The sequence below is a fragment of the Kitasatospora sp. NPDC042419 genome, from assembly GCF_056437345.1.
Window position 1 is genome coordinate 1 of the sequence record NZ_JBWKAW010000019.1, and the last position, 26,073, is coordinate 26,073.

Genomic DNA, 26,073 nt, shown 5'->3' on the forward strand with positions numbered 1-26,073 from the left:
CCGCTTCGGCGAAGTCCACGGCTACGACGGCCCCCGCCTCCACGCCCCGGCCCTCCCCGACATCCCGCTCAAGGCGCGAGGAAGGGTGCGCTGAGCCGGGGAAGACAGCGTCGAAGTGGCGGTCCCGTCCGTCGTTCTGCTCCGATGGCCGGCCTCGGGCGACGGGAGCGACACACGACGCCCCGACGGGTGCGCGCTCCAGCGAGATCGCAGAGGATCCGGCGGTGCACGGTGAGTCGTTCGGGCTGCGAGGGGTGGGAGTGCCGCTTCCTCTCGGCCGCTCGGACGGTTTGATGAACGGGAACCGGCGGCTGGACGCGGCCGCCGGCTCGTTCGCACTGAAGCGGATCACGGATGTGCCGCTGTCACTGGCGCGCCGGAACCTGGGAGAGTGCGGGCTACAGCGTCGGTAGGGCCTCCCCACGGCGGGGTGGGCGGCGCTGCTCCAGCCAGAAGGTGTAGTTGCGCAGGTACGTCTCAAGCCCGTCGTCGATGTAGGCCGCGAATTCCAAGTGGCCCCGGGCCGCGTCGTGATAGTGCCCTTGGAACTTGACGGACCCGTTGCTCCCCCAGTCGGGGTGTGCAGCGGCACCCCAGTCCGCCGCGATGGCCAGGGCCCACTCGCGGACCCGGCTCCGGTCACGCCACCACGAACGAACGGTGGCAGGGGTCCAGTGCTCGTCGCCGTCCCAGCCGTACCCGCTGTACAGCTCCAGGCAGGCAGCGGAGACCACTGCCTCGGTCTCCGCTTCGTCCGTGGGCTGCCGGTAGACGAACTCCGTCCCGAAGCCGCCGCCGAAGTCGTCGTCGTAGGCGATGTGATGCGGCGCGTCCATCCGGCCGGTCGCCATGGAGTCGGTCGCCGCACCGTAGAACGGGCCTGGAACGTTGCGCCAGTTCCGTTCGGCCCAGACGCCTGCGAAGATTTCCCTTTCCTCAGCGGCGACGAGCCGCCGTGCCACGGGCAGCGGGTCCCAGTAACCGTGCAAGACAATCCCTCCTCGGGCGAGAGCACCGGACGAGATCATTCTCAGCCCGGCCGGTAAGTCCTCGGCCGTGGGGGTGAGCTCCTGCTGGGGCGCAAGGGGTCGAGCCCCAGCGGACTCGCCGGGCCTGGACTCGTCGAGGACCCGCAGGGGCGGGGTACAGATCGAACCGAGGCTGCCCGGAGCCACCCCGCCCTGGCTGGACGTCGTCGCCGTCCCCCGGCCACCGGCGACGGCCCTCGCCCGGGAATCGTCGGCTGGGCGTCAGGGCCGGTCGGCAGCCGCCCGCACCGGACTGGCCTCGGACGTCCGAGTCGTGCAGCGCCGTGGAAATCGGGATCGGGGCGGCACGTCGAGACGCTCGGCAGCAGCGTGCTCCAAGCCGTGGGCGGGGCGTCGGGCTCCGGCGCGGCCGGCGCCGCCCACCGGAGCAGCGGGATGAGCGCCACCTGGCGACCCGTCACCGGCCCGGACGGTGTCCGGCGGCTCGAAGCCCGCTGGGAAACCGGCCACTGAGCACGCCTGCCGCGCCCGACCGGGCCCGACCGGGCCCGACCGCGCCCTGTCGCCGCTGCGCGACCCGCTGGGACTGTCCGGCGTGCTACTCGGCCTGCTGCCGGCCGTCGTCGGGGTGGCCCCATGCAATGGTGGGGGCCGCCGACCCTGGGAAGGGGGGAACCCTCAGCGGGAACTCCGGGCGGCGCGGGGGACGGGGGCGCCGTGGCGGGCGGTGATCCGACGGTTCCCAGGCGATGAGGGGGACGAGCGTGGCCGTGCGCCGGGTGGCTTCGTCGACGGCGCGGTAGAGGGCCGCGAGGCTGCTCAACGACCCGTTGAGGTCGAGGCCGGGGGCGGGCCGGATCGGCGGGCCGGTCGTGTCGGTGCCGAGGAACCGGGGCCACCGCGGAACCGGGGCCACCGAGGCACCGGGCCGCCGAGTGACGGCCGACAGGCCGGGCCCGCTTCGATCGGACGTCAACGGTCCGTCAGGAAGCCGTCAGGGGCTCGTCAGGGCTGGTGGGCGGGGCTTGCCGGGTGGGCACCGGGCGGCATTGGATGGGGGACATGAACCGCTCGACACGCCACCACGACCGCCCGCCGCATCCGCGGTCGCAGGTCGTCGCTGTCGCGGTCGCGGCCGCCGTCCGATAGGCCGGAGCCTCCCCGCTCCGCCGTCGGCCCGTGCCGCTCAGCGCCGTCCGCCTCCCTGCCGCTCGCGCGGGGAGGCGGACGCGTTTCCCACCGTTCCACCCCTCTCCGCACCGCCGGTCCCGGAAGGGCGTGCCCTGTCACGCCCCGTCGGCACCCCGGCGGTGCCCGCCACCCTTGGATGGGTCATGTCCGACGCTGTTCTGTCCGCCACCTCCACCGTGTTCGCCGCCCGCACCGCCCTGGTCACCGGGGCCTCCTGCGGGATCGGCTGGGAAAGCGCCCGCCTGCTCGCCGGGCTCGGCGCCACCGTGCTGGTGCACGCCCGCACCACCGCCGAGGCCGAGGACGCCGTCGAGCGGCTGGTCGCCGCCGGCGCCCGGCGCGACCGGCTGGTGGAGGTCGCGGCCGACTTCACCCGGCTCTCGGAGGTCGCCGTACTGGCCGGCACGGTGATGAAGCACTACCCGGCCCTGGACCTGCTGATCAACAACGCCGCCGTGACGGCGCCCGAGCGCTGCACCCTCACCGACGACGGCAACGAGGTCTCGCTCCAGGTCAACTTCCTCGCCGCGCACCTGCTCGCCAGGCTGCTGCGGGCCCCGCTCTCGGCGGCCGGCGACGCCCGGATCGTCAACGTCTCGTCGTCGCTGCACCGCACCGCCTCGATGAACTGGTCCGACCCGCACCGGGTGAGGAGGTACTCGCGGGTCGCCGCGTACGCGCAGTCGCAGCTGGCGTTGACGATGGCGACCGCCGACATGGCGCCGGAAGGCTCGGGCATCACCGCCGTCAGCCTCAACCCGGGGCTGTGCGACACCGCGCTGCTGCCGATGTACGGCAGCCGCGTGGGCGCGCCGGCGGCCGAGGGTGCGGCGGCCGTGGTGCGGCTCTGCCTGCCGGACGTTCCGCTGCTCAACGGCGAGTACTACGACGGCGGTGAGCTCGCCCCGACGGCCGCGGCCGCCCAGGAGGAGCGCTCGCAGAAGCGCCTCGTCAAGCTGGCCGACCAGCTCGTCGGCCAGGCCGCCTGAACCGCCCGCCCGCCCACTCACTCACCGGAGAAGGAACGACATGTCCAAGCGTGCCCGCAAGAAGAAGGCCCGGCGGAAGAAGAAGGCCAACCACGGCCGCAAGCCGGGCCGGTGACCCACTGACCACCCGGTGCCGTGTGCCACCGGCACCGGGTGGACCTGCGGCCCCCGGGAGCCCTCGACGGAGTAGGTGACGGTGAACCCGTCCGCGGTCGTCGTCAGGGTGTGGACGGTCAGCTCGTGCAGGCCGTCCATGATTCGGACCCGGTACCCGCCGTCGGTGCTGCCGTGCACGGTCATTGCTCCGTCTTCTGTTCGGCGTCGATCCAGGAGGTCACGAGGGTGCCTCGTTGATCTCGGGTGTGGGGGTGAGTGAGCCGGTCCAGGCGGCGTTGACGTTGTCGGGTGTGACGGGTGTGCGTCGGGAGGCGGCGAAGAAGGCGGTCGAGGCGAGGAGGAGCAGGACGAAGACGACGACGACGCCGGGGGTGCCGCCGATCGCGTGGGCGGTCCAGTAGGCGGCGGCGCCGACGAGTGCGGAGGCGGGCAGGGTGAGCAGCCAGGCGAGGGCCATCCGGCGGGCGGTGTTCCAGCGGACGACGGCGCCTTTCCTGCCGACTCCGGAGCCGAGGATCGAGCCGGTGGCGACGTGGGTGGTGGAGAGGGAGTAGCCGAAGTCGGTGGAGGCGAGGATCACGGCGGCGGAGGCCGATTCGGCGGCCATGCCCTGGGGTGGTCCGATGTCGAGGAGGCCTTTGCCGAGGGTTCGGATGACGCGCCAGCCGCCGAGGTAGGTGCCCAGGGCGATGGCGATCGCGCAGGAGGTGATCACCCAGGTCGGTGACTGGGCGCCGGTGTCGTGGAATCCGTTGGTGAAGTCGAACCCCAGCGCGGTGACGACCACCAGAGCCAGGACCGCGTCGTTGCCGGTCACGGGCCCGAACCTAGCCCGCCGGCCGGATCGGCCCGATCCCCCGATCCCCCGACGACCCGGCGCGCCGGACCGCCACCGGCCCGCCGCCCGATCGGACCAACCCGGCCGGCCGGCGCCGACGGGCGTGCGGCCGGGTTCGGTTCGCCGCCCGTGGGTCAGGCCGGCCGGAGGAGCGCGTCCAGGCCGTACTCGAAGCGCTCGTCGAAGGAGCCGGGGGCGAGGTGCCCGAGGGCGCGCCGGAGGGCGGGGTGGGTCGCCTCCGAGACGGCGTCCGCCAGGCGGTCGTCCAGGGACTGATGCCGCGCCGCCTGTTCCTCCTGGGCGAGGCCGAGGGTGAAGTAGGTGACCGACCAGGCGGTCCAGGCAGCCTCGCGCTCGCCCAGGCCGGCGTTCAGGAGCGCGCCGACCAGGGCCTCGGCGAAGCGCAGGGTATTCGGCTCGGCGGCGTAGGTGCCGACGACGAGCGCGGCGCCGTCGCGGTGGGCCAGCAGGGCGCGGCGGTAACGGCGGGCCAGTTCGCGGGCGCGCTCGTCCGGCGAGGCGGGGAGGCCGTCGAGCGGGATCTCGCCGAGTACGGCGTCCGCCATCAGTTCGAGCATCCGGGCCTTGGTCTTCACGTGCCAGAGCACGGTGTTCATGCGTACGCCGAGCCGGTCGGCGACCGCCCGGGTGGACAGGGCGTCCAGGCCCTTGTCGTCCAGCAGCTCCAGCGCGGCACCGATCACGGTGCCGGGGTCGAGTCGGCCACCCGCTTGCTTGTTGGTCATTGACCTAGTTTACTGCGAAGCAGGAATTGGTCACCGACCAAGAGAGAGGTTGGACTCATGACAGCTCGTCACGTCGTCATCGCGGGAGGCGGCCCCGTCGGACTCTGGCTCGCCGCCGAACTGCGGCTGGGCGGGATCCCCGTCACCGTCGTCGAGGAGCGGACGGGGATCGACGGGCGCTCCAAGGCGCTCACCGTCCACCCGCGGACCATCGAGGTCCTGGCCTCACGCGGAGCGCACCGTCCGTTCCTCGCCGAGGGCCTGCCGATCCCGGGCGGGCACTTCGCCATGCTCGACACCCGGCTCGACTTCCGGGGCCTCGACACCTCCTTCCCGTACACGCTCGCCCTGCCCCAGGCGCGCACCGAGGAACTGCTCCAGGACCACGCGCGGCGGCTCGGCGCGCGGATCGTCCGCGGGCACCGCGTCACCGGGTTCACCGAGCACGCCGGGTCGGTGACCGTGCACGTCGACGGGCCGGAGGGGCCGTACGAGACGGAGGCGGCGTACCTCGTCGGCTGCGACGGCACCCGCAGCACCGTGCGCACCACCGCCGGGATCGACTTCCCCGGCACCCCCTCCACCGTCCTCGGCTGGCTCGGGGACGTCTCCCTCGACCGCCCGCCGCGCCCCGGCTTCAGCACGCTCACCCCCCGGGGCGGCGTCATGGTCGCACCGCTGCCCGACGGGCGGTTCCGCGTCGTCGGCGTCAGCCCCGACAGCCTCACCACCGAGTGGCCCGGCGACCTCACGCTGGACGAACTGCGGGAGAAGACCGTCGCCGCCGCCGGGGACGACTTCGGCATGCGTGACCCGTCGTGGCTCTCCCGCTTCGGCAACGCCACCCGACTCGCCTCCGAGTACCGGCGCGGACGCGCCCTGCTCGCCGGCGACGCCGCCCACCAGCACTTCCCCGCCGGGGGCGTCGGCATGAACGTCGGCATCCAGGACGCGCACAACCTCGGCTGGAAGCTGAGCGCGACGCTGAACGGCTGGGCCCCGGCGGGGCTGCTCGACACCTACCACGCCGAACGCCACCCGGTGGGCGCCCGGTTGACGGAACACAGCCGGGCGCAGACCGCCCTGATGACGGCCTTCACCCCCGAGGGCCTCGACCTGCGCTCGCTGCTGAGCGACATGCTCGCCACCCAGCCCGAGTTCCACCGCGCGATGGCCGAACGGCTCACCGCGCTCGCCGTCGCATACCCCGCCGCAGGCCCCGCAGGCCCCGCGGACCCCGCCGCCCCCGCGGCCCACCCGCTCACCGGCACCCGCGCCCCCGACCTGGCCCTCGCCGGCTCGGAGGCCGGCCTCCACGGCAGGCTGCGCCCGGACGCGTACCTCCTGCTCGACCTCACGCCGGGCGGCGCACTCGGTCGCCGCGAACTCGGCCACCGCGCACGGCCGGGGCTCGCCGTCCACGCCGCGACGCCCGCCCGCCCCCCGGCCGCCTGGGCCGAGGTCCGCGCCGCCCTGATCCGCCCCGACGGGCACGTCGCCTGGGTCGGCACCGACCGGGACGACACCGGGCTGGCCGCCGCCGCGGCCGAGGCCGCCACCGCCGTGGTGCGAACCGCGACCCGGTAGGGACGCGGGACCGTCCGGCCGAGACCGCGCCCCCTCGGCACCCGAGCCGGTCCGGCCACCGCGCCCGGCAGGAGCGCGGGGCCCGGTCCGGCGCCGGCTCCCCCTGGCACCCCGGCAGTCGCCGTTCGCGGACCGGCCCGTTCACCGCGTCCCAACCCGCCCGGGCCTGCGGCCGCTGCGTGACCCGGTCACTACGGTCGACGTGGATGAGGCGTAGCACGGAGCCGGCCGCGGCCCGGGCGGCTCGCCCCAAGGGCGCAACCCCAGGTGCGCCTTCGGTTGCGTTGCGTATCCAATGGACGGTGGGCGGCGGTTTCGCCGCGATCGTCCCCGGGAGTGCCATGAGTACGCCGCCCGAGCCGTCCCCGTCCGAGCCGCCCGATGGGGCGGCCGCCCCCGTCCGGCCCCACCCGGTGGGACCGGGTGCCTCAGGTGCCACGCGGATCGCGACGCGCGCGGTCACCGCTGTGCCGATCCCGCTCACCTTCATCCTCGTCCCGGTGGCCGTCCTCACGGTCCGGGCGCGTGGCATCGTGCTGGACACCGACCGGTACGTCTCGACGATGTCCCCTCTCGCGACGAATCCGGCGATCGAGGCGGCCGCCGTCGACCTCATCGCCACGACCACCGACGTCCGGCGCGACGGCAACGAGGTTGCGGCGGACGTGGCGTCCTGGCTGCAGCCCCGGGGCCTGCCGCCGCGCGCGGCCGAGGGGATCAAGTCACCGGGGCGGCTGGATGAGGCGGTCGACGACGTGGTCACCGAGGCGGCGACCCGTGTCGTACGAGCCCGCCGAGAACCAGGGCTGTCAGCGGCGCCCACGCCGATGACGGGACGGAGAACGAAATGACGCAGGCATCGTGGAGTGAGTACAGGCCGGGGCAGCGGTTCCCGGGGGTGGTGGGTCGGACGACCGAGGAGTCGACTCCGGCGTGGCCGCAGCCGGTGCGGGCGGTGACGGGTGCGCCGAACGTGCTGTTCATCGTGTTCGACGACACCGGGTTCGGACAACTGGGCTGCTACGGCAGCCCGATCGAGACGCCGAACATCGACGCGCTGGCCGCGGGCGGCCTGCTGTACAGCAACATGCACACCACCGCGCTGTGCTCGCCGTCGCGCTCCTGCATCATGACGGGCCGAAACCACCATGCCAACGGCATGGCGGCGATCACGGAGCTGGCCACCGGCTACCCGGGCTACAACGGGCAGATCCCGTTCGAGAACGGGTTCCTGTCGGAGATGCTGCTGCAGTACGGCTACAACACGTACATGGTCGGCAAGTGGCACCTGATGCCCTCGGAGCAGGAGTCGGCCGCGGGCCCGTACGACCGTTGGCCGCTGGGGCGGGGCTTCGAGCGGTTCTACGGGTTCCTGGGCGGGGATTCCAGCCAGTGGTACCCGGACCTGGTCCACGACAACCACCAGGTCGAGCCGCCGGCCACACCGGAGGAGGGCTACCACCTGACGGAGGACCTGGTCGGGCGGGCGATGTCGTTCATCGCCGACGCCAAGCAGGTTGCCCCGGACAAGCCGTTCTTCCTGAACCTGTGCCCCGGCGCCACCCATGCCCCGCACCACGTGCCGAAGGAGTGGGCGGACCGCTACCGGGGCCGGTTCGACGACGGTTGGGAGGCCTACCGCGAGCAGACCTTCGCCCGGCAGAAGGAGCTCGGGGTGGTGCCGGCGGACGCGCAGTTGTCCCCGCACGATCCGGACGTGCCCGCGTGGGAGTCGCTGACGCCCGACGCGCGGCGGCTGGCCGCGCGGATGATGGAGGTCTACGCCGGCTTCCTCTCCCACACCGACCACCACATCGGGCGGTTGGTGGAGTTCCTGAAGGAGACCGGCGAGTTCGACAACACGCTGATCATGGTGGTCTCCGACAACGGGGCGAGCGCCGAGGGCGGGGTGACCGGAACCACCAACGAGCTGCAGTTCTTCAACAACGCGCCGGAGTCGCTGGAGGAGAGCATGGCGCGGATCGAGGAGATCGGCGGCCCGGCCACGTTCAACCACTACCCGTGGGGCTGGACGTGGGCGGGCAACACGCCCTTCCGGCGGTGGAAGCGGGAGACCTACCGCGGCGGCGTGAGCGACCCGTTCCTCGTCCACTGGCCCGCCGGCATCCGGGCCCGCGGCGAGGTCCGCGGCCAGTTCGCGCACATCATCGACATGGTCCCCACCGTCCTGGACGTGCTCGGCATCGAGCCGCCCGCGACCATCCGGGGCGTCACCCAGTCGCCCCTCCACGGGGTCAGCTTCGCGCACACCTTCGACGACGCCGCTGCGGCGAGTCGCCACCGCACCCAGTACTACGAGATGCTCGGGCACCGGGCGATCGACCACGACGGGTGGCGGGCGGTCTGCCCCTGGCCCGGCCCCTCCTTCGAGGAGGCCGAGCGGCCCTTCGGTACCCCGATCACCATGGCCGACCTCGACGACCTCGACGCCCACCACTGGGAGCTCTACCACGTCGACGAGGACATCGCCGAGACCAGGAACCTCGCCCAGGAGCACCGCGGCAAGCTGATCGAGATGATCGCCCTGTGGTACGTGGAAGCGGGGAGGTACAACGTGATGCCGATCGACGGCAGCGTCCTGCAGCGCATCATGACCGAGCGCCCGCAGATCACCGAGGCCCGCACCGGCTACACCTTCCGTTCCGGAACCCAGGCCGTGCCCGCCGCGGTCGCGCCCCGGGTCCTCAACCGCCCGCACAGCGTCACCGCCGACGTCGAGATCCCGCCCGGCGGCGCGCAGGGCGTCCTGCTCTGCCAGGGCACCAACGCCGGCGGCTGGTCCCTCTACCTCAAGGACGGCCACCTCCACTACGCCCACAACTACGTCCAGCGGATCCTGCACCACGTGGTCTCCGGTGAGCGCGTGCCCGAGGGGCGGCACATCCTGCGCTTCGAGTTCGAGCCCACCGGCGCTCCGGACATCGCCCACGGCAAGGGCGCACCCGGCCGGGCCCAGCTGTACATCGACGGCCGCCTCGTCGGCGAGACCGAGATGCCGGTCACCACCCCGATCGCCTTCAACCCCGGTGGCATGGCCTGCGGCGCCAACCCCGGTTCGGCCGTCACCCCCGACTACCAGGCGCCGTTCCGCTTCACCGGCGCCCTCCACAGCGTGACCGTCGACCTGTCCGGCGACCTCATCGTCGACGCCGCGAGCGAGATGCGCATGCACATGGCCCGCCAGTAGGCGCGGCCCCCAGGGCCATGACCACGAGACCGCTCTGGATGGCCCGGCGCCCGAGCCGCTCAAGGACGGCGAACCGCTCGGCGACCTGGACGGCGGCGAAGCCGAGCACCATCCCCAGTGACCAGGGCAGGCTCGCCGGCCCCGCCCGCGGGGGCGTGAGGCCGAGGCCGGACCGCAGGAAGAGGCCGAGCGCCAGGGAGAAGCCGGCCACCGCGGCGAAGAACACCGCGCCGGTCGCCAGCCCGCGGAGAAGGCCCGCTTGCGGAACAGGCCCGGCACCACGAGCGGATCGCCGCCCGCCCGGGCCACCCGCGTCTCGTACCGGCCGAAGATCGCGGACAGCCCGATCCCGGCCACCATCGACACGAACGTCCAAGCCGGCCAGCCGAGTTCACGCCCCTGCACCAGTGGGAGCACCAGCAGCAACGCGCCCCGTGAGGCCAGGGCGGCGCCCACGAGGTCGAGCCGGGGCCGCCGCGCGGAGCGTGACTCCGGCAGGAACCTCCAGCCGCCCAGCAGGGCGAGCAGGCCGAGCGGCAGGTTGATCAGGAAGATCATGCGCCAGCCGGAGCCGAAGAGGTCGGCATCGACCAGGGCCCCGGCCAGGACCGGGCCGCCCACGGTCGACAGGGCCATCACCGGGCCGAACAGGCCGAACGCCCGGCCGACCTCCGGCCCGTCGAACATCTCCTTGATGATGCCCAGGCCCTGAGGGATCATCACCGAACCGAGCAGGCCCTGCAGTCCGCGAGCGCCGATCAGCGTCCCCGGCGACCAGGACACCGCACAGAGCAGGGACGCGGCGGTGAAGCCGAGCGCACCGATCAGGAACATCCGCCTGCGGCCCACGATGTCACCGAGGCGCCCGCCGGTGATCAGGCCCACCGCCATCGCCAGCGCGTACGCGGCGCCGAGCCACTGCACCGTCGCGGCTCCGCCGCCCGGGTCGGCCCGGATCGAGGGGGCCGCCACGTTGGCGATCAGCGCGTCCAGCATGTCCATCGCCTCGGCGGCGAGCAGCACCCAGAGCGCGACCCAGCGCCACCGGTACGGTTCACGGGCGGCCTGCTCGGTCGGCTGCCCGGCGGGGGAACGGAGGGGTGGACGGCGACGCCGGCCACGGGAAGTTCAGACTCCACAGGGCTGATCTCCGCCTCGGATTCCGCGGTGACCGGTCCGGGCGGTCTCGGAACGCGGCGGTGCCGGTGCGTCAGGCACGGTCGCGGTCACGGCTACGGTCACGCTTACGGCAGCACCGGCAGGGAGACCAGGCCACGCAACAGCCTCGTGTGCCGCCACTCCAACTCCTCGGCGGGCACGGCGAGGCGGAGCCCGGGGTGGCGGGTGGCGACGGTCCGGAACGCGATCTCGCCCTCGGCGCGGGCCAGGGCTGCCCCGAGGCACCGGTGGATGCCGTGCCCGAAGGCGAGATGCCCCTTGGCGTCCCGGTCGAGGTCGAGCCGTTCCGGGTCGGGGAAGCGCGCGGGGTCGTGATTGGCGGCGCCGGGCGCGATGAGCACCGGGGAGCCCGCAGGGATCCCGGTGCCGCCGAGGCTGACGGCCTCGGTGGCGAACCGGAAGGTCGCCGTGCTCACCGGGGAGTCGAGCCGGAGGAGCTCGTCCACGGCCGCGTTCACCAGGGCGGGCTCGTCCCGCAGGCGGTGCAGGGAGTCCGGCGTCAGCAGCAGGGCGCGGAGCCCGTTGCCGATCAGGTGGGTGGTGGTCTCGTGCCCGGCCACGAGAATCAGTACCGCGAGGGAGACGAGCTCGTCCTCGCCGAGCCGGTCCTCGCCGTCGCGGGCACGGATCAAGTCGTCGAGCAGGCTGTCGCCGGGGGCGCGGCGCTTGGCTTCGACGAGGTCGGCCATGTAGCCGGCGACGGCGTGTGAGGCGGCGTCGAGCCGCTCGGGCCGTCCGGCCGCGAAGAGTTCCTCGGACCACATGCGCACCGCCGCGCGGTCGGCGTCGGGAACCCCCAGCAGTTGGCAGATGACGGTGACCGGCAGCGGGACGGCGAGGCTCTCGACGGCGTCGGACACTTCGCCGGGCTCCCACGCGTCGAGCAGCTCGTTCGTCACACGGGCGATGTAGGGGCGGAGCCGTGCAACGGCGCCCGGCGTGAACGCCTTCGTCACCAGGCTCCGCAGCCGCGCGTGCCGGGGCGGATCGGTGGCCAGCATGCTCCGGGAGACGGCGGGGTGCAGGTTGCGTCCGGTGTCCTTGCCGGCGAAGAAGGCCGCCGTGTCCTTGGACAGCCGCGGGTCGGTGAACGCCTCCCTGGCTTCGGCGTAGCCGGTGACGAGGTAGCTGGACCGCCCTCCTCCGCCGGGCACCTTCCGGACCGGCGAGGCGCCCCGGAGTGCCGCGAAGGCGGGGTACGGGTTCCGGAGGAAGCCTGGGTCCTGAAGTGGGTTGCTCATGCTCGTCCCTGTGCCGTCTCGAATTTCCGTGCCTCGCGCGAGGCCGTCCGGCCTCCGGACGATGTCGCTCGCGGCGTACGCCCGTGGCCACGAGCGTAGCCAGGCGGTCCCGGCGCGGGCGCCAGCGCCGGCGCCAGCGCCGGGGCCGGGACCGGGGCGAGCAGGGCGGCCGGTGTGGGCCGGTGTGGGCCGGTGTGCCGGTTCCTGCGGCACACCGGCCCCGTACACGGCCCGGTCGGCGAGGGCAGTGGCTTCTGACCCCGCCTCGGGGCGGTCAGGCCGCGTCGACCAGCAGGCGGCCTTCCGCCGGGTCCGGTGCGGCGGTGCGGCCGGCGTAAGCGGAGTCGACCCGGGACCGTTCGGCCGCGTTGGGGACGGCGTTCCTGCAGGTGGTGCCGGCGCTGGAGCCCGACATCAACTGGGAGCACGGGCCGGGCTTGGTGTCCGGCAGGCCGAGGTTGTGGCCGATCTCGTGGGCGGCGATGCGGGTCTTGTCGTGGCCCTGGGCGACCGCCTGGCTTCCGAGTTCCACCCGGCCCTGGCCGCCCGGACGGACCGGTCCCAGCGTGGCCTGCGGCCAGCCGCTGGTGGCGACGATCTGGATCTCGGCACGGGTGCCGGGCCGGGCCGCCACCAGTTTGACGTTCTTGGTGTTCGCGTTCCAGGAGGCGACCCCGGCGGTGATGGCGGCTTCCCAGCCGCCGGCCCGGGTGGCGTCGTAGTAGAGGGTGGTCACCGCGGAAACGCTTGCCCGTGCGGTGGATTCGGGCGTGGACACGGCCTGCGCCGCGGGTGCCGCCATCACGGTGACGGCCGCGGCGGCGACTGCAGTGAACCACTTCGAGTGGGGCATGACTGTCCTTACGTGGGGGTCGGTCTCCCCCCCCGGGGGGGGAGGGGAGCGTGGGGGCGGGGGTGGTGGGCATCGCCACGTCCGCGAAGAAGCGGGCACCCCTGATTGGCGGTGGACTGTCAAGTCAATCGACGGGGGACGCACGGGTGTTACGTCCGATCCCGTCAACGACACCCGGTCGCGATTGACGCAGACGGACCCCAAGCCGCGGGAGGCCTGGTGGATCCGCTCTCTCGCACGGAGTGTCAGTCCGCCTTGGTGCAACGGGCGTCGAAGGCGTCCCGGACGAGATCGAGCAGCAGGGGCCGGGCACCGATGAGGGGTGATTCGTGGTGCAGAGCCGGTGATCAGGTCGCACAGGATGCACGCCTGTCCGATGCGGCGCGGTGAGACGCGCGGCGCGAATCCAGGGCTCCGCAGGCCGCCACGGTACTTGCGACCGGTCGACCTCCGGTCGACGTCAACGCGGTGGGGGCGGCACTCCCGAAGGGCTCTGCGGCACGGATGGGGTCGGAGTCCGATCTGGGGCGACGTCCGGCTGGTGTGGAGCTGGGCGCCGGTTGCTCGATCCGGCCCGGGTCCGCTCGGAAGCGGAGGGCAAATGACGTGTAGTCAGTTTCCCGAGGTCGTCCCATCGTTACCGGTGGAAGAGGGGGGCGTGGGCGGAGGGCTCGAGAAGGTGACGCCGGAGAAGTCCCGGCCTTGGAGGACCGGGGCTTGGAATGTACCTCCGCTGACCGTGATGGTCACATCGCCATCACCGGTGCGGACCACCCTGGCCTGCTCGTGCCACTGCTGCAAGCCGGCGCGGAACTGGGAGTCCAGGGCGGCTCGCACGGCCAGGGCGGTGCTCAGCGCGCTTGCCTGTTCCAGGCCGGGTGCTTCTTCGAGTGCGACCAGTTCCGCCTCCCCCGAGGAGGCTGCGGGTAGGTCCTCGGAGCGTTGGAACGGGCGGCGGACCAGGGCGCTCAAAGCGGCCCAGACCTGCCTGCCGGCTTCTCCTCCGGCGCCACTCGCCAGCGCTGCCAGCAATACCATCGAGACCGGCTCCACCGCGCCCCCAGTGTCGTCGCCTACCTGGACCTCAGTTGACACGGTACGGGTAACTCTCGTCCGTCTGAACGCAAACCGGGTAACTGTATCGTCGTCCGCGACCCGGGGGCAGGCTCGTGCAGGTCGTTTCGATCAGGGTCCTGAGGTCTGACCTGCGACAGGCTCGATCTCCCTCATGCATGCGCACGCTTGCCTGTCGGTGACCGAGCGGGTGGCAACGCAACCCCTCGGCCGAGGCGCCGTCCCGGCAGGTGCTGCCACATCCGTGATCAGGTCTGCCCGGAGGTGCCGGCGGGAGTGGCGGTCCGTTCGCTGTCGAACCGTCGATGGTGCGTGGAGTCGCAGCGCTAGGTCGCGTGAAACGCTCCGCCGGGTTGGGCCACGACGTGCGTGTGGCCCAACCCGGCGGCGCCTACAGCCCCGGGTCGGCCCAGATGGGCATCCAAGCCTGGACGGTCGAATCCGGGTGGGAGGCTTCCACCGGTCCGCCGGTCGAGGCGAACAGGAACGCGGCCGCGAGAGCGGTGGAGCATAGAAGGATGAGCTTCACGTGGTGCAATCCAATGATCGGAGGAATGGCGTTGAGTGGAATTAGTACAGCAGGGGGAACGCCGTCGATCAAATCGCACACGGGGTCAGGTTTGGGCGCAACGGCCACCGAGTAGGCTAATTCTTGTCGGTAAGTTGATCAAGTACTGTCAATATTTCTCCGAGCTTGATCGACCATGGTGCATTGATTGATTCAAACAGCTCGATAGCACGTTCGGCGGCCCCGCGGGCCTGGTTGTGGCGCCCGGAGTGTAGATGTAATTCGGCCAATGTCTCGCAGGCGTAGGCCTCTTCTTCCACTGCGTCAATCCGTCGCGCCAGGGCTGCTGCCTGGTCGAGGTGGGTCAAGGCGGTAGACGTGTCGGCGGTGGCGTGCGCGGTCTGGCCGAGTCCGCGCAGGGCTGCGGCCTGCTCGCGTTGCGCACCGATGGATCGGGCGAGTTCGAGAGCGAGGGAGTGTTGTTCGGCCGCGACGTCGAATTGTCCTGACCGTCGATGGACGATTCCGAGTCCGTTCATCGCGTCGGCCTCGGTTCGGCGGTTACCGGAATCGCGGAACGTGACGAGGGCGGATTGGTAGAGCTCGACGGCACGGGTGGATTCCCTCGGCAGTGGAAGGGAGGCCGCGAGATTCACCCGGACGGTCGCCAGGTCGTTCGGTGAGAGTACTCCGGCTCCGATGGACAGGATTCTCTCGAAGACGATCCGAGCCTGGATCGGGTTTCGGGTGCTCAGATGGATTCCTCCGAGATTGCTGAGAATCTGCAGCTCGAGCCGTGCATCGGCGAGACGATTGGCCAGAACCTGGGCCTCGGTGAGGGTTTTGAGTGCCGATGTGCTGTCTCCGAGGTGCAGAAGCACGGCGCCGATGTTGTTCAGGCAGCGGGCGTGGTTCCACTCGTCGTGTGCTCCTCGGTGAATCTCGACGACCTCACGTTGGATCGACAGTGCTGTTGTGAGGTCGCTCTGATGCCAATGGATCGCTGCGAGCTTCTCCATTGCCTCGGCGGTGCAGCGGGTGTTTCCCTCTGCCCGAGCGATGGAGAGGGCCCGCTCGGCCGCCTGTGAGGCGTCGAGGTACTTGGCGGCCCGGATCTGAACCGAGGCGAGTGCGAGGAGGGCGTGTGCCTCGGACAGAAGCACACCGCGTGTGCGCCAATGGGTGGACGCGGCAGAGTGCATCTCGGCGGCTTCGCGCCACAGTCCTTCGGATTCGAGATGTCCGGCGAGGACGTGGGCAAGCCAGGCGGCCTCCTCCGCCAAGCCACTGATTCGAGCATGCTGCTCAACGGCTGCCAGGCTGGGTAGCTCTGTGCTCAGCCAGGACTTGATCGTCCTTTCGTCGGGCCAGTCGAGCACCTCGGCCGTGGGTTCTCCGGCGGAATGCTCGGACTCGGCAGGCAACGGCAGGCGGAGACGGCGCGGGCTGAGGATTCGGTCCGCTCGGTCAGCGATTCGCGACGTGTGACCGACGAGGCGTCGAATCGATTGGTGGCGTTCCTCGACGGTCAAGAGATCCACTGCGAACTCGCGGAGGAGGTCGTGCAGCACGTATCTCTCGGGTGAGTGTTCCTGGATCATGTGAAGGTTGTGCAGGTTCTCGAGAATCCGGTCCGTCTCGCTCGGCGGACGTCCGATCAGCGCGGCAGCCAGATCCAGACCGACGTCAGGACCGGGATGGAGGCTGAGTCGGCGGAAGGCCTCCTGCTGTGCATCGGGCAGTGATTGGTACGAGACGTCGAAGGCGATGGCCACGCTGTCGAGGCCGTGGCGGAGCTCGTCCAGGCGGCCGCTCTTGCGGGAGAGCCGGTTGATGATGTGCCCCAGTGACCACGACGGGCGAGCCCTCAGCCGGCTGGCCGCCAGTTCGATGGCGAGCGGTAGTCGCTCGCAGAGGCCGATGATCGATTCGACCTCGTCCCTGTTTCCCGCGCGTTCGTGTCCGACCAGGCGGGTGAAGAGATCGACTGCGTCGTCGATCGGCAGGACATCTAGGAAGACCGGGCGGCAGGGGAGCTCGGCGAGGCGGTGGCGGCTGGTGATGAGGATCAGAGCGTTCGGGCTTCCGGGGAGGAGTGGGCGGATCTGGTCCGGGCCGCGGGCGTCGTCGAGGACCACGACTGCTCGGCGCTCGGTGAGCAGCTCTCGGCAGCGTGACAGGAGCTCGTCGCGGTCCGATGGAATGGCCGTGGCCGCAAAACCGGCTTGCCGAAGGATGGTTGTTGCGACTACCTCGGGCTGGAGCGGTTGCTGTGCGCCGGCGTTCGCCCGGAGGTCCACGTAGAGCTGCCCCTCCGGGAACCGGTGCTGCGACAGGTGGGCGGCGGTCACGGCGAGGTGGGACTTTCCCGAGCCGGCCATGCCGGAGATGACGGCGATGGCACCCCCGGAGGGGCCAGGTCCGATGGTCGAGAAGATGTCCTTCAATTCCCTTTGTCGGCCCACCAGTTCGCGGATCACAGGCAGGTAGCTGCGCTGTGCTGTGGTCTGCGCATGGGCGGGAACGCGGTGAACCGCCCTCCTCGGGCGGGGCAGGATCTCGTCGACGGGAGCCCGACGAAGGACGCGCTGTTGGAGGAGCCTGAGCTGGTCTCCCGGCTCGGCACCCAGCTGGCTCTGTAACGCTCGCCGGGTCCGTTGAAAGGCGCCGAGGGCCTCGGCCTGCCGGCCACAGCCGTAGAGCGCGGTGATCAGGTGGCCGGCAACCCGTTCGTCCGTCGGGCGCTCGTCGGCCAGTGCGGCCAGCTCGGGAACGAGGCTGATGAAGCGGCCGAGCCTCAACTCGACCTCGAAGCGGACAAGTGTGCTTGCCAGCCACTGGTCGCGCATGATGTTCCTGGTGGCGTGTGCCCACAGGCCGGGCAGGCCGGCCAGCGGCTCGCCCTGCCAGATCTCCTCCGCCTGGCCGAACGCCGCGAGTGCTTCACAGTCGTCCCCGGCCTCGGCCAGGGATCTCGCGCGGCGGGACAGTTGGAGGTAGCGCTGCCAGTCGATCCGTTGCGGATCGATGTTCAACGTGTAGGTGTGAGCTTTGCGGCTGACGGATGCCAGGGGAGTATCGGCATCGATGGGCTGTGCGAGACGTAGCGCGGTGCGAAATCGTGACAGGTAGGAGTGAGCTGTTGCGCGGGCCTTCGCCGGGGGGTCGTCGTCCCACAGCTTCGCGATCAACGAATCCAGTGAAACCGGTCGGCCTGCGTCGATCGCGAGAGCCGCCGCCAGGCATCGCACCTTGTCGGAGTCGAGCTTCATCGCCCGCCCGTGGGATGACAGTTCGACTGTTCCAAGGAGATGGAACTCCATCCGGATACCCCCACCGGTCGGTCCCCAGTCTTCACCGCAAGAGAGCATCGCACGCGCCTGGCCGAGCAGCTATACCACGTCAGGTTTCGAATCCCGGTGTGCTCTCGCATACTCTTCGTAGGTTTGCGTGCAATGTGGTAAGAGCCGAGGGGCATAATGGGACCACTGAACACGGACATGGTCGAAGCGGCACTGCGCAGGGCCAAGCCGTCATCGTTGGCGGCCATCGGGTCCTGGCTCCACGTGGCTCCCGGCGATCCAGGTGATCTGACCGAACTGTGGCTGCGCGGACTGGCCGGGCCTGATCGCGAGTCTGCGCTGACCGGTCTTGCTCTGCTGCTGGTGGAACGGTCGGAGCAGAGCTCCGAACTCGCAGTGGAACTGGTGCGATGGCTGGCCGATAGCGGTCACGACCGGGCGAGTTCACGGAGTGACCACCGCAATACGATCTCCGGCTCGGCCGATGTCGCTGGCGGTGTTGTACAGGCACGGGACATTCACGGGGGCGTGCACTTCCAGGTTGTCGCACCGGCGCAGCTTCCGGTTCCTCAACAGCTTCCGCCCGCCCCCGTGCGCCTCCTCGGCCGCGCGCGGGAGATGGAAGGACTTGACGCCGTTCTCAGAGAGGTTCCCGCAGGCGGTGGGCTGACGATCGTGCTGTCGGGGCCGGCAGGGGTGGGCAAGAGCGCGCTCGCGACGAGCTGGATGCGCGGGTTGACTACTCGATTTCCCGATGGCCTCTTCTATGCTGACCTTCGGGCCCATGCCCCGGACGGACCGGCCGAGTTGACCGAGGTTCTTGGTGGATTCCTGCGTGCGCTGGGCGTCGCCTCCGTGCCCTTGCCGGTTGCGGAGATCGTCGCCCTGTGGCGCTCGACGGCCTCGAAGCGCCACATCGGTCTTCTGCTCGACAGTGCTCTCAGCGCTGCCCAGGTTCGCCCGCTGCTTCCTGGATCGGACTCCTCCTTGGCCGTGGTCACCAGCCGGGCCCGGCTTACCGGCCTCGGCATCGACGGCGCTAGCTTCCACCCCGTGGGTCTGCTCGATCGAGAGTCGGCCGCAGCGATCCTCTCAGCCCGAATCGGGGCCGACCGGGTGGCTGCCGAACAGACTGCCGCCGACCAGGTGATCACCCGCTGTGCGGGCCTGCCGCTGGCCGTCTGCCTGGCCGGCGCCCGCGTGGCCGCCAGGCCGCACCAGGCTCTCGCGGTCACCGCCGATGCGCTCGCACATGAGAGTGACCGCTTGGACGCGTTGCGGATCGACGGTGAGACGGCCGTCAGGGGTGTCCTGGACGCCTCCTGCCGCGTACTCGCTGAGGAGCCTGCCCGCCTCTACCGGTTGCTCGGACTGCTGCCGCTACCGGACATCAGCCCGGCTGCGGCTGGGGCTGCGGCCGGTGTCCCGGTCGGCGATGCCGATCGAATGCTTGATGCGCTCGCCGAGGTGCACCTGCTCGAAGACCTGGGACACGGCCGGTACGGCTTCCACGACCTGGTCCGTTTGCACGCTCGTACGTGGGCGCTGGAGACGGATTCCCTTGAGCTCCGCCAGGCGGCGTTTCGTCGTGTTCTCGAGTGGTACCTCGCAGCGGCGACGCAGGCCGAGGCCCTGATCAGCCCCAGCCACCGAAACCTGGCACGGGACTACCGGGAACCACCTGCCGGGCTGCCTGACTTCGCCGATGAGTCCCAGGCTCTGGCGTGGCTCGACGCGGAGCGCGGCCACCTGATGGCCGTGCTGCGCCGTGGGGCCACCACTGAATGCCACGGCGCGGTATGGCAGCTCGTCGACGCTATGTGGCCCCTCTTTCTTCGACTCCGCCCCCATGACCTGTGGATCGAGGCCCACGAGATCGGGCTCGCGGCGGCGCGCCGTGCCGGCGATCGGCCGGGGGAGCTCCGGATGCTCACCTCGGGGGGCCATGGTTTGCGGAACGCAGACCGGCTGACCGGAGCCGCTGAGTGGTTCGCCGCGGCGCTGACGCTGGCTCAGGAAGTCGGGGATTCACGGGCCGAGGCCGATGCCCAGCACGGCCTGGGCCATGCCCACCAGGCCTCGGGTCAGTTGGACCGTGCGGCTGAAGCGTTCGGCCGTGCACTGGAGCTGAGGGAGTCGCTCGGCTACCTCCGTGGCGCGGAACTTGCCAGGCTCTCGCTGGGAGAACTGATGTTGGCGCGACGCCGAGACAGCGATGCGGTGCGCCTGCTGAGGCAGGCGCACCAACAACTCCTCGCGCTTCCGGACCGGTACGAGGCCGCCCGGGCGATGGCGTGGCTCGGCCGAGCTCATGCCGCAGCCCAGCAGAATTCCTCTGCCGAGGAGTGCTTCGACGACGCGCTCAAGGAGTTCCGGCAGCTCGGATCCCGGCACTGGGAAGCACGTGTTCTCGAACTGATGGGGGAGCTTGCCGAACAGCAGGACTGCCCGGCCGATGCGTTGATGCGGTTCGGGCAGTCGCTCGCGATCTACCGATCACTGGGTGCCTTGGACGTTGGCCGCCTGGCCGGCAGGATCGACGCCCTCCCACGGGCATAGTCGCACCGGACCGGCGCCACGGTGATCAGGTCGGCCGTACTCCTTCCTGCGGCGAGCCAGCCGTGCAACAGGGAGCCGATCACGGCAGGCTCCCAACCGGGGCCGCTCACCTCCGACACCTGTACGCACTCGGCCGTCCTGGTCGCAACGACGAGTCCGCCGAGGTAGCCCACAGCAGCTACTGCGCACCCCGGAAAGCGCCCGATCGTGTCTCCGGCTCGCCACTCGGCCTCGCGACGGCTGCACGGCCGGTGCTCGTGCAGGACGTCAGCGTGTGGCCGCCACCTCTCGTCGCGGGGGGAGCCGAGTCCGATGGAGAGGTGCTCGTCAGCCGGAGCCCGGAGGGCGTCGGCCCGATGCCCTTCCGTGACTGCGGTGAGTCGAACCAGCCAGACCGGGCCGACAGCTGACGTGACCTCGGCCATCCAGGAGGCTGTGTGAGCCCTGTGCGTCTCCCGGGCCATGCGGACCCGGACGGTCACCGCCACCGCGCCGCTCCCGACAACGGGCGCGGAAGGGCGACAGGCCCTCCCTCGGGTTCGTGTGCGGGCTCGCCCAGCTCCAGCACTCGGTAGAGCAACCTGCGCATATTGGAGTCGAACCGGCCGGGCTCGGAGGAGATGCGAGCCGCGATCGGTGTGTAGTCCTCCCGTCGGTACTGCCTCTCGGCATAGTCGAGCTGTCGGTCGAGGGAGTGCGTCAGCGACAGGGAAGGAGCTGTCCGGGCCAGAAGCGCCCCGGGCGAACAGAGGTTGACGTCCTGGAAAGGGAAGCGAGCCAGCAGGACGGGTGCTGCGGTCATGGTGGCGTAGAGCGTGAGCGACCCGTGGTCACCGATGACGAAGTCCGCCGCCGCCAGGAGCGGACGCCAGTCCGTCTCCGGGGCGACCAGCGTGACCGCGCCCCGCGTCGTGCCCGCGACCCAGGACCGGACCTGCCAACCGCCGTGGCCCGACCACACATTCGGGTGAACGAGCATGGCCGTCCGGAAGCGGTCGGAGGGAAGCTCGGTGGCGAGGCGCGGGAAGAGATTGTCCGGCTGACCGAACACCGATCCGGTGCCCCAGGTGGAGCACACGAGGACGAATCGTTCGTCATCCCGGAGCCCGAGCGCGTGTCGGTACTCGGAGCGGAACGGGATACTGGCTGCCAGCCGGTCGTGGTCGACGTCACCGACGACCTCCGCCACCCCGAGCGCATCGGGGCATGATGTCGAGAGCTCCGTCAGGTCGTCCTGGTGGGCGAGGGCGAAAGCCGCGCATGTGAGCTCCCCCTCCCAGATGAGGAACTCCCGTCCCAGCCCGGAGACGCTCCGTCGGCCGTCCTCTCCGGCGGGCGAGAGCTTCTGGTGCCCGGCACCGTGCGGAAGTCTCACCACGGGCCCTCGAAGCTGGTCGATCCCTTGGGAACCGGCGGCCAGCACCAGGTCGAACTCCATGGCCGTTGCCGTCTCCCACGGCAACACCGTGCCCCCCAGTGCCGACAGGTAGCCGGCCACGCCGTCGTTGAAGGCGTGAGGCGCCACCGTGAAGACGACCTGGACCCTCAAGTCCGAACCGAGGAGCGCGAAGATGTCTCGGAGTCGTTGCGCGTAGACCAAGGTGTGGACGGCAACCAGCACCCGCTTGCACTCTGCCATCGTTGCCCAGCGCGCATTCCCCTGCGCGGCCGGGATGCACCTTCTGAGTGAACTGTTCACGACCTTACCCCCCATCGTGCCTGCAGCCGGGTCACCGCCCGGTCGAGGCACGGTCTGTCCACCCACAATGGCAAATCCCTGCAAGCAAGTTGCAGAACCCTTGCAGTCGCCGGGTGTGTCGGCAGCGGCTGGTCCGGCCGGTGTGGAGATCGTCTCGGCGGCGGGTCGCGACCGGACGGTGGGGTGGGGGTCGTCCTGGGCGCCTGTGGGTGGCTGGAGGCGGCGTTCGGCGACGCCGGGGCGAGCGCGGCGTGAGAATGTCCGGTTATCGATCGTACCGGGAAGAAGAATGACGGTTCATCAGATGATGGAAGGTGCGGGCCCCGCCCGCGCGTTCCGATATCGATCAGTCGATGAACGATCTGGAGACAGCCGTGCGCATACTCTTCACCGGCCCGGGTGCGCCCACCCACTTGTTCCCGATGGTGCCGACCGCGCAGGCCCTGCGGGCCGCCGGGCACGAGATCCTGTTCGCCGTACCGCAGCCGGTGGATCCGATCCGGGGCGCCGGCTTCCCGATCGTGGAGATCGGGGACGGCCGGCCCCTCATGGAGTCCTTCGAGGCCGTCGAGGGCGAGGCCATGCGCTTCGCCCGGCCGGAGATGTCCCAGGACGAGATCCTCGAACGGGGCGCCGCGGCCTTCGCCCACGCCTCGCGCTCCACCGTGGACGACCTGCTGGCCACCGTCGACGGCTGGGGTGCGGACCTGCTGATCCACGACTCCTGCCTGGCCTCCGCCCAACTGGTCGGCGCCAAGCTCGGGATCCCGACCGCGCTCCAGAACTTCGGCGTCATCTCCGGTCTCGCCCTGGCCGCACAGCTGGCGAATCACTTCACCGACGTCTACGAGGCGTACGGGGTGGCCGCGCCGGCCGAGTCCACCGCGCTGAACATCGTCCCGGCCTCGCTCGGCGGCGACCCGGGCGGGCTGCGGATGCGCTACCTCCCCTTCAACGGCGGCGGCGTGGTGCCGGCCGGCCTGCTGCGCCGCAGCGTCCGGCCGAGGGTCGCCGTCACCCTGGGCACCGTGGTCACCGAGGTGGACGGCGTGCACGCCATCGCCCGCCTGGTCGAGGCCGCGGCCTCGGTCGACGCGGAGTTCCTGCTCGCCGTCGGGGGCGCCGACCTCAGCGGCCTCGGCACCCTTCCGGACAACGTCCGCCCGCTGCCGTGGACCCCGTTGGCGGAGTTGCTGCGGGTCTGCGACGCGGTGATCCACCACGGCGGTGCCGGCAGCACGCTCACCGGCATGCAGGCCGGTGTGCCGCAGCTCCTCCTCCCGCAGGGCGCCGACAGCTTCACCGTCGCCGACGCCCTCGTCGCCACCGGTGCGGGCCTGCGCTCCGCCTCCGGCGACGTCGACGCCGCCCTGCTCACCCGCCTCGTCTCGGACCCGGAACTCCTCGCCGGAGCGCTCCGGCTCCGCGCCGAGAACGACGCCCTCCCCACGCCCGCCGCCGTCGTTCCCGAGATCGAAGCCCTCGTCACCACCGCCCGCTGACCCGTGCGGCCCGGGCCCACGCGGCCCGGGCCCGCGCGCCGGCGACCCGGCGGCGGACCCGGGCCTGAACACCACTCGGCACCCGGGCGACGACATGGAGCGGCTGTGCGGGTACGTCGGACCGGGGAATCCCGGGGCTCGACGCCGATCCCGGCCCGCGCGCAACGGCACCCCGAGGGGGAGCCGAGGGGCCGGAGCGTTCGGAAGCACGGCGGGCCCTAAGTGTGACATCGGCCACACCCAAACCGTCGAATGCCGGCCAACTGCCGCTCGCAACACCCGAATGTGCAGGTTGCAGCCACAGCCCGTGGTCTCGAACGAACCCGGGCCGTTCGAAACGATTTGGCCACCGGCGGAGGAACGAGCCTAATCTGCCCGCCATGTCCCAGAACACGAACACCCCCGGCATCCCCGGGCAGCCGGCCGCGCCGGCCGGCGACTCCGCCAAGGTGCAGCGCCAGGTACAGCAGCAGGCGGGCGTCGGACCGGTCTCCGGCGGCGGCGGTACCCTCTTCTCCGAGCCGGTCCTGGTGGTGAACCAGAAGGCCAAGCTGATCGAGCTGACCAACGAGTACTCGGTCTTCGACCAGCAGGGCGCCACGCTGGGCTCGGTGGTCCAGGTCGGCCAGAGCGGCCTGCGCAAGGTGATACGCCTGCTCAGCTCGATAGACCAGTACTTGACCCACAAGCTGGAGATCCGTGACGCCCAGGGCGCCCCGGTGCTGCTGCTGACCCGCCCGGCGAAGTTCATCAAGTCCCGGGTGGTCGTGCAGCGTCCGAACGGCGAGGAGGTCGGCCAGATCGTCCAGCAGAACGCCATCGGGAAGATCAATTTCGCGCTGGAGGTCGGCGGGCAGAAGATCGGCGCCGTCAAGGCGGAGAACTGGCGGGCCTGGAACTTCTCCATCGTCGACGAGACGGACACCGAGATCGCCCGGATCACCAAGACCTGGGAAGGCCTGGCGAAGACGATGTTCACCACGGCCGACAACTACGTGCTCCAGATCCACCGCCCGCTCGCCGACCCGGTGCTGAGCCTCGTCGTGGCGACCGCGCTGACCGTGGACACCGCACTGAAGCAGGACGCCCGCGGCCTCGGATAGGCGGCTGCCGACGTGGCCCTGACGCCTGATGCGCCCTTCTTGGCGGGGTCCTGACGGCGTGGGGGTCCCGGATCGTGCTGTCCGGCGGGCCGACTCCGGGGCGGGGACCCCGGGCCACCCGGCACGGGGGCGGGGGAGGGGGCGCGCGGCGGTGCCGGTGGGCACGTCGGGCAGAACGGTCGTCGTGGGGACGGGCCCGCCGGGGGTAGCGGGCACGGATCCGAGCGACATGGGGAAGGCTCCGCATGCGCCTCGGGGCGGGTTCAGGGGGGTCCGGTGCCACCCGCCGGGCCCCCTGCCGGACAGGTCGGCCCGGCGGCGTCGGGAGGGGCCGCCGGGCCGCGTCGTCCCCGGCCGCGAACAGCCCATGTCGACTTCGCCTGCGCGGGGAACCTTTGGGTCGGTACCGGCCTCCTGGCATGCCGCAGCGGGTCCGCGGGGGACCCGCCGAGGCGAGAGGCGTTTCCGTGACGTCCAGTACGACATCGAGTGAGACGGCGGCCACGGCCGCCGCCGGCCGACCGTTCCCGAACGCCGAAGGGGCGCAGCACCGCTGGGTGGACGTGCGGGGTGCCCGGCTGCACGTCGCCGAGTACGGGACAGGGGCGCCGGTCCTGCTGCTGCACGGGTTCCCGCAGCACTGGTTCGCCTGGCACCGGGTCGCTGCCCTGACGGCCACCGGGCGGCGGCTGATCTGCCCGGACCTGCGTGGTTTCGGCTGGTCGGAGCAGACCCGGCGCGGGTACGACATCGACGGCCTGGCGGCGGACGTGGTCGCGCTGCTGGACGCCCTCGGGCTCGACCGGGTGGGCCTGGTCGGTCACGACTGGGGCGCCCACGTCGGCTTCCGGCTGTGCGGGCGGGCTCCGGAGCGGTTCAGCGGCTTCCTGGCGCTCAACATGGCGCACCCGTGGGCCCGGCACCGGGCCATCCTGCCGAACCTGTGGCGGCAGTGGTACACCGCGTTCGTCGAGTACCCGGTGGTCGGCAGGGCCGTGCTGCGCCACTGGCCGGCGTTCAGCCGCTTCCTGCTGCGGCACCAGGTCGCCGACCCGTCGGTCTGGCATGCCGAGGAACTGGCGGAGTTCAGCGCCGCGACCCGGGACGGCGCGCACGCCGGGCAGGCCATGTTCTGGCAGTACGTGGTCCGTGAGGTCCCCGCGCTGCTGCGCGGCACGAGGCGCGGGCAGCGGCTGACCGTCCCGACCCTGCTGCTGGGCGGCGAGCGGGACAACGTGATCCCGCCGTCCATGCTGGCCGGAGGCGAGAGGCACGCGGACGACCTCACGGTGCGGATCGTGCCGGGCGTCGGTCACTTCCTGCCGCAGGAGAGTCCCCAGGTGGTCGCGGCGGCGCTGAACGAGATGTTCCCGGCGGGCAGTTGACGG

16 protein-coding genes and 1 pseudogene are annotated in these 26,073 nt (G+C 71.3%); 9 read left to right on the forward strand and 8 right to left on the reverse strand.

What is annotated here, in order from left to right:
* Positions 1–398: 398 nt before the first annotated feature.
* Entirely contained in the window at positions 399–989 is a 591-nt protein-coding gene (locus AC067J_RS29085; protein ID WP_478304128.1) for a ferredoxin, read from the reverse strand.
* A gap of 1,334 nt (positions 990–2,323) precedes the next feature.
* Here AC067J_RS29085 and AC067J_RS29090 point away from each other — a divergent pair.
* Together AC067J_RS29090 and AC067J_RS29095 are read left to right on the forward strand one after the other, a co-directional pair.
* The gene (locus AC067J_RS29090; protein WP_478304130.1) at positions 2,324–3,169 is read left to right on the forward strand and encodes an SDR family NAD(P)-dependent oxidoreductase; all 846 of its coding nucleotides are present in this window, start codon (positions 2,324–2,326) and stop codon (positions 3,167–3,169) included.
* Positions 3,170–3,209: 40 nt separating this feature from the next.
* Positions 3,210–3,284, forward strand: coding sequence for a 50S ribosomal protein bL37 (locus tag AC067J_RS29095; protein ID WP_396321813.1), 75 nt, complete (start codon positions 3,210–3,212; stop codon positions 3,282–3,284).
* Between the two features lie 219 nt (positions 3,285–3,503).
* Here the strand turns inward: AC067J_RS29095 and AC067J_RS29100 are convergent, their stop codons facing one another.
* On the reverse strand, positions 3,504–4,103 hold the full coding sequence (locus AC067J_RS29100) for an inorganic phosphate transporter (RefSeq protein ID WP_478304132.1): 600 nt from the start codon (positions 4,101–4,103) through the stop codon (positions 3,504–3,506).
* A 155-nt stretch (positions 4,104–4,258) separates the two neighbouring features.
* Positions 4,259–4,870, reverse strand: coding sequence for a TetR/AcrR family transcriptional regulator C-terminal domain-containing protein (locus AC067J_RS29105; RefSeq protein WP_478304134.1), 612 nt, complete (start codon positions 4,868–4,870; stop codon positions 4,259–4,261).
* A 57-nt stretch (positions 4,871–4,927) separates the two neighbouring features.
* On the opposite strand from AC067J_RS29105, the gene AC067J_RS29110 reads away from it, so the two are divergent.
* The 3 genes from AC067J_RS29110 (at position 4,928) to AC067J_RS29120 (ending at position 9,665) form a co-directional block, all read left to right on the forward strand.
* On the forward strand, positions 4,928–6,457 hold the full coding sequence (locus tag AC067J_RS29110; RefSeq protein ID WP_478304135.1) for an FAD-dependent monooxygenase: 1,530 nt from the start codon (positions 4,928–4,930) through the stop codon (positions 6,455–6,457).
* 500 nt (positions 6,458–6,957) lie between these two features.
* Entirely contained in the window at positions 6,958–7,308 is a 351-nt protein-coding gene (locus AC067J_RS29115; RefSeq protein ID WP_478304136.1) for a hypothetical protein, read from the forward strand.
* The gene (locus tag AC067J_RS29120; protein WP_478304138.1) at positions 7,305–9,665 is read left to right on the forward strand and encodes an arylsulfatase; all 2,361 of its coding nucleotides are present in this window, start codon (positions 7,305–7,307) and stop codon (positions 9,663–9,665) included. Before AC067J_RS29115 ends, AC067J_RS29120 begins: the two co-directional genes overlap by 4 nt.
* Before the next feature lie 387 nt (positions 9,666–10,052).
* Here AC067J_RS29120 and AC067J_RS29125 read toward each other — a convergent pair.
* From AC067J_RS29125 to AC067J_RS29140, 4 genes and pseudogenes are all read right to left on the reverse strand, one after another.
* Positions 10,053–10,667, reverse strand: a pseudogene (locus tag AC067J_RS29125) (MFS transporter); the annotation flags it as partial.
* Between the two features lie 242 nt (positions 10,668–10,909).
* Positions 10,910–12,085, reverse strand: a complete 1,176-nt coding sequence (locus AC067J_RS29130; RefSeq protein WP_478304140.1) for a cytochrome P450 family protein — start codon at positions 12,083–12,085, stop codon at positions 10,910–10,912.
* 274 nt (positions 12,086–12,359) lie between these two features.
* Complete coding sequence (locus tag AC067J_RS29135) at positions 12,360–12,938, reverse strand: snapalysin family zinc-dependent metalloprotease (RefSeq protein ID WP_478304142.1); 579 nt, start codon at positions 12,936–12,938, stop codon at positions 12,360–12,362.
* Between the two features lie 1,719 nt (positions 12,939–14,657).
* Positions 14,658–17,843 carry an AfsR/SARP family transcriptional regulator gene (locus tag AC067J_RS29140; RefSeq protein ID WP_478304144.1) on the reverse strand — a complete coding sequence of 1,062 codons (3,186 nt, stop codon included), beginning with the start codon at positions 17,841–17,843 and terminating at the stop codon, positions 14,658–14,660.
* A gap of 177 nt (positions 17,844–18,020) precedes the next feature.
* Between AC067J_RS29140 and AC067J_RS29145 the strand changes: the two genes are divergently transcribed.
* Entirely contained in the window at positions 18,021–20,381 is a 2,361-nt protein-coding gene (locus AC067J_RS29145) for a tetratricopeptide repeat protein (protein WP_478304146.1), read from the forward strand.
* Between the two features lie 478 nt (positions 20,382–20,859).
* On the opposite strand, the gene AC067J_RS29150 is transcribed toward AC067J_RS29145, so the two are convergent.
* Complete coding sequence (locus tag AC067J_RS29150) at positions 20,860–22,002, reverse strand: hypothetical protein (RefSeq protein ID WP_478304148.1); 1,143 nt, start codon at positions 22,000–22,002, stop codon at positions 20,860–20,862.
* A gap of 431 nt (positions 22,003–22,433) precedes the next feature.
* On the opposite strand from AC067J_RS29150, the gene AC067J_RS29155 reads away from it, so the two are divergent.
* From AC067J_RS29155 to AC067J_RS29165, 3 genes are all read left to right on the forward strand, one after another.
* Complete coding sequence (locus AC067J_RS29155) at positions 22,434–23,582, forward strand: glycosyltransferase (protein ID WP_478304150.1); 1,149 nt, start codon at positions 22,434–22,436, stop codon at positions 23,580–23,582.
* Between the two features lie 224 nt (positions 23,583–23,806).
* Positions 23,807–24,685: an LURP-one-related/scramblase family protein gene (locus AC067J_RS29160; RefSeq protein WP_478304152.1), complete on the forward strand. Its 879-nt coding sequence runs from the start codon at positions 23,807–23,809 to the stop codon at positions 24,683–24,685.
* 467 nt (positions 24,686–25,152) lie between these two features.
* Complete coding sequence (locus AC067J_RS29165; protein WP_478304154.1) at positions 25,153–26,070, forward strand: alpha/beta fold hydrolase; 918 nt, start codon at positions 25,153–25,155, stop codon at positions 26,068–26,070.
* The last annotated feature ends 3 nt before the right edge of the window (positions 26,071–26,073 follow it).

Coding starts and splice junctions, on each gene's coding strand:
- AC067J_RS29155 (WP_478304150.1), top strand. CDS start 22,434: ATGAACGATCTGGAGACAGCCGTGCGCATACTCTTCACCGGCCCGGGT.
- AC067J_RS29090 (WP_478304130.1), top strand. CDS start 2,324: ATGTCCGACGCTGTTCTGTCCGCCACCTCCACCGTGTTCGCCGCCCGC.
- AC067J_RS29105 (WP_478304134.1), bottom strand. CDS start 4,870: ATGACCAACAAGCAAGCGGGTGGCCGACTCGACCCCGGCACCGTGATC.
- AC067J_RS29135 (WP_478304142.1), bottom strand. CDS start 12,938: ATGCCCCACTCGAAGTGGTTCACTGCAGTCGCCGCCGCGGCCGTCACC.
- AC067J_RS29140 (WP_478304144.1), bottom strand. CDS start 17,843: ATGGAGTTCCATCTCCTTGGAACAGTCGAACTGTCATCCCACGGGCGG.
- AC067J_RS29110 (WP_478304135.1), top strand. CDS start 4,928: ATGACAGCTCGTCACGTCGTCATCGCGGGAGGCGGCCCCGTCGGACTC.
- AC067J_RS29145 (WP_478304146.1), top strand. CDS start 18,021: ATGGTCGAAGCGGCACTGCGCAGGGCCAAGCCGTCATCGTTGGCGGCC.
- AC067J_RS29130 (WP_478304140.1), bottom strand. CDS start 12,085: ATGAGCAACCCACTTCAGGACCCAGGCTTCCTCCGGAACCCGTACCCC.
- AC067J_RS29120 (WP_478304138.1), top strand. CDS start 7,305: ATGACGCAGGCATCGTGGAGTGAGTACAGGCCGGGGCAGCGGTTCCCG.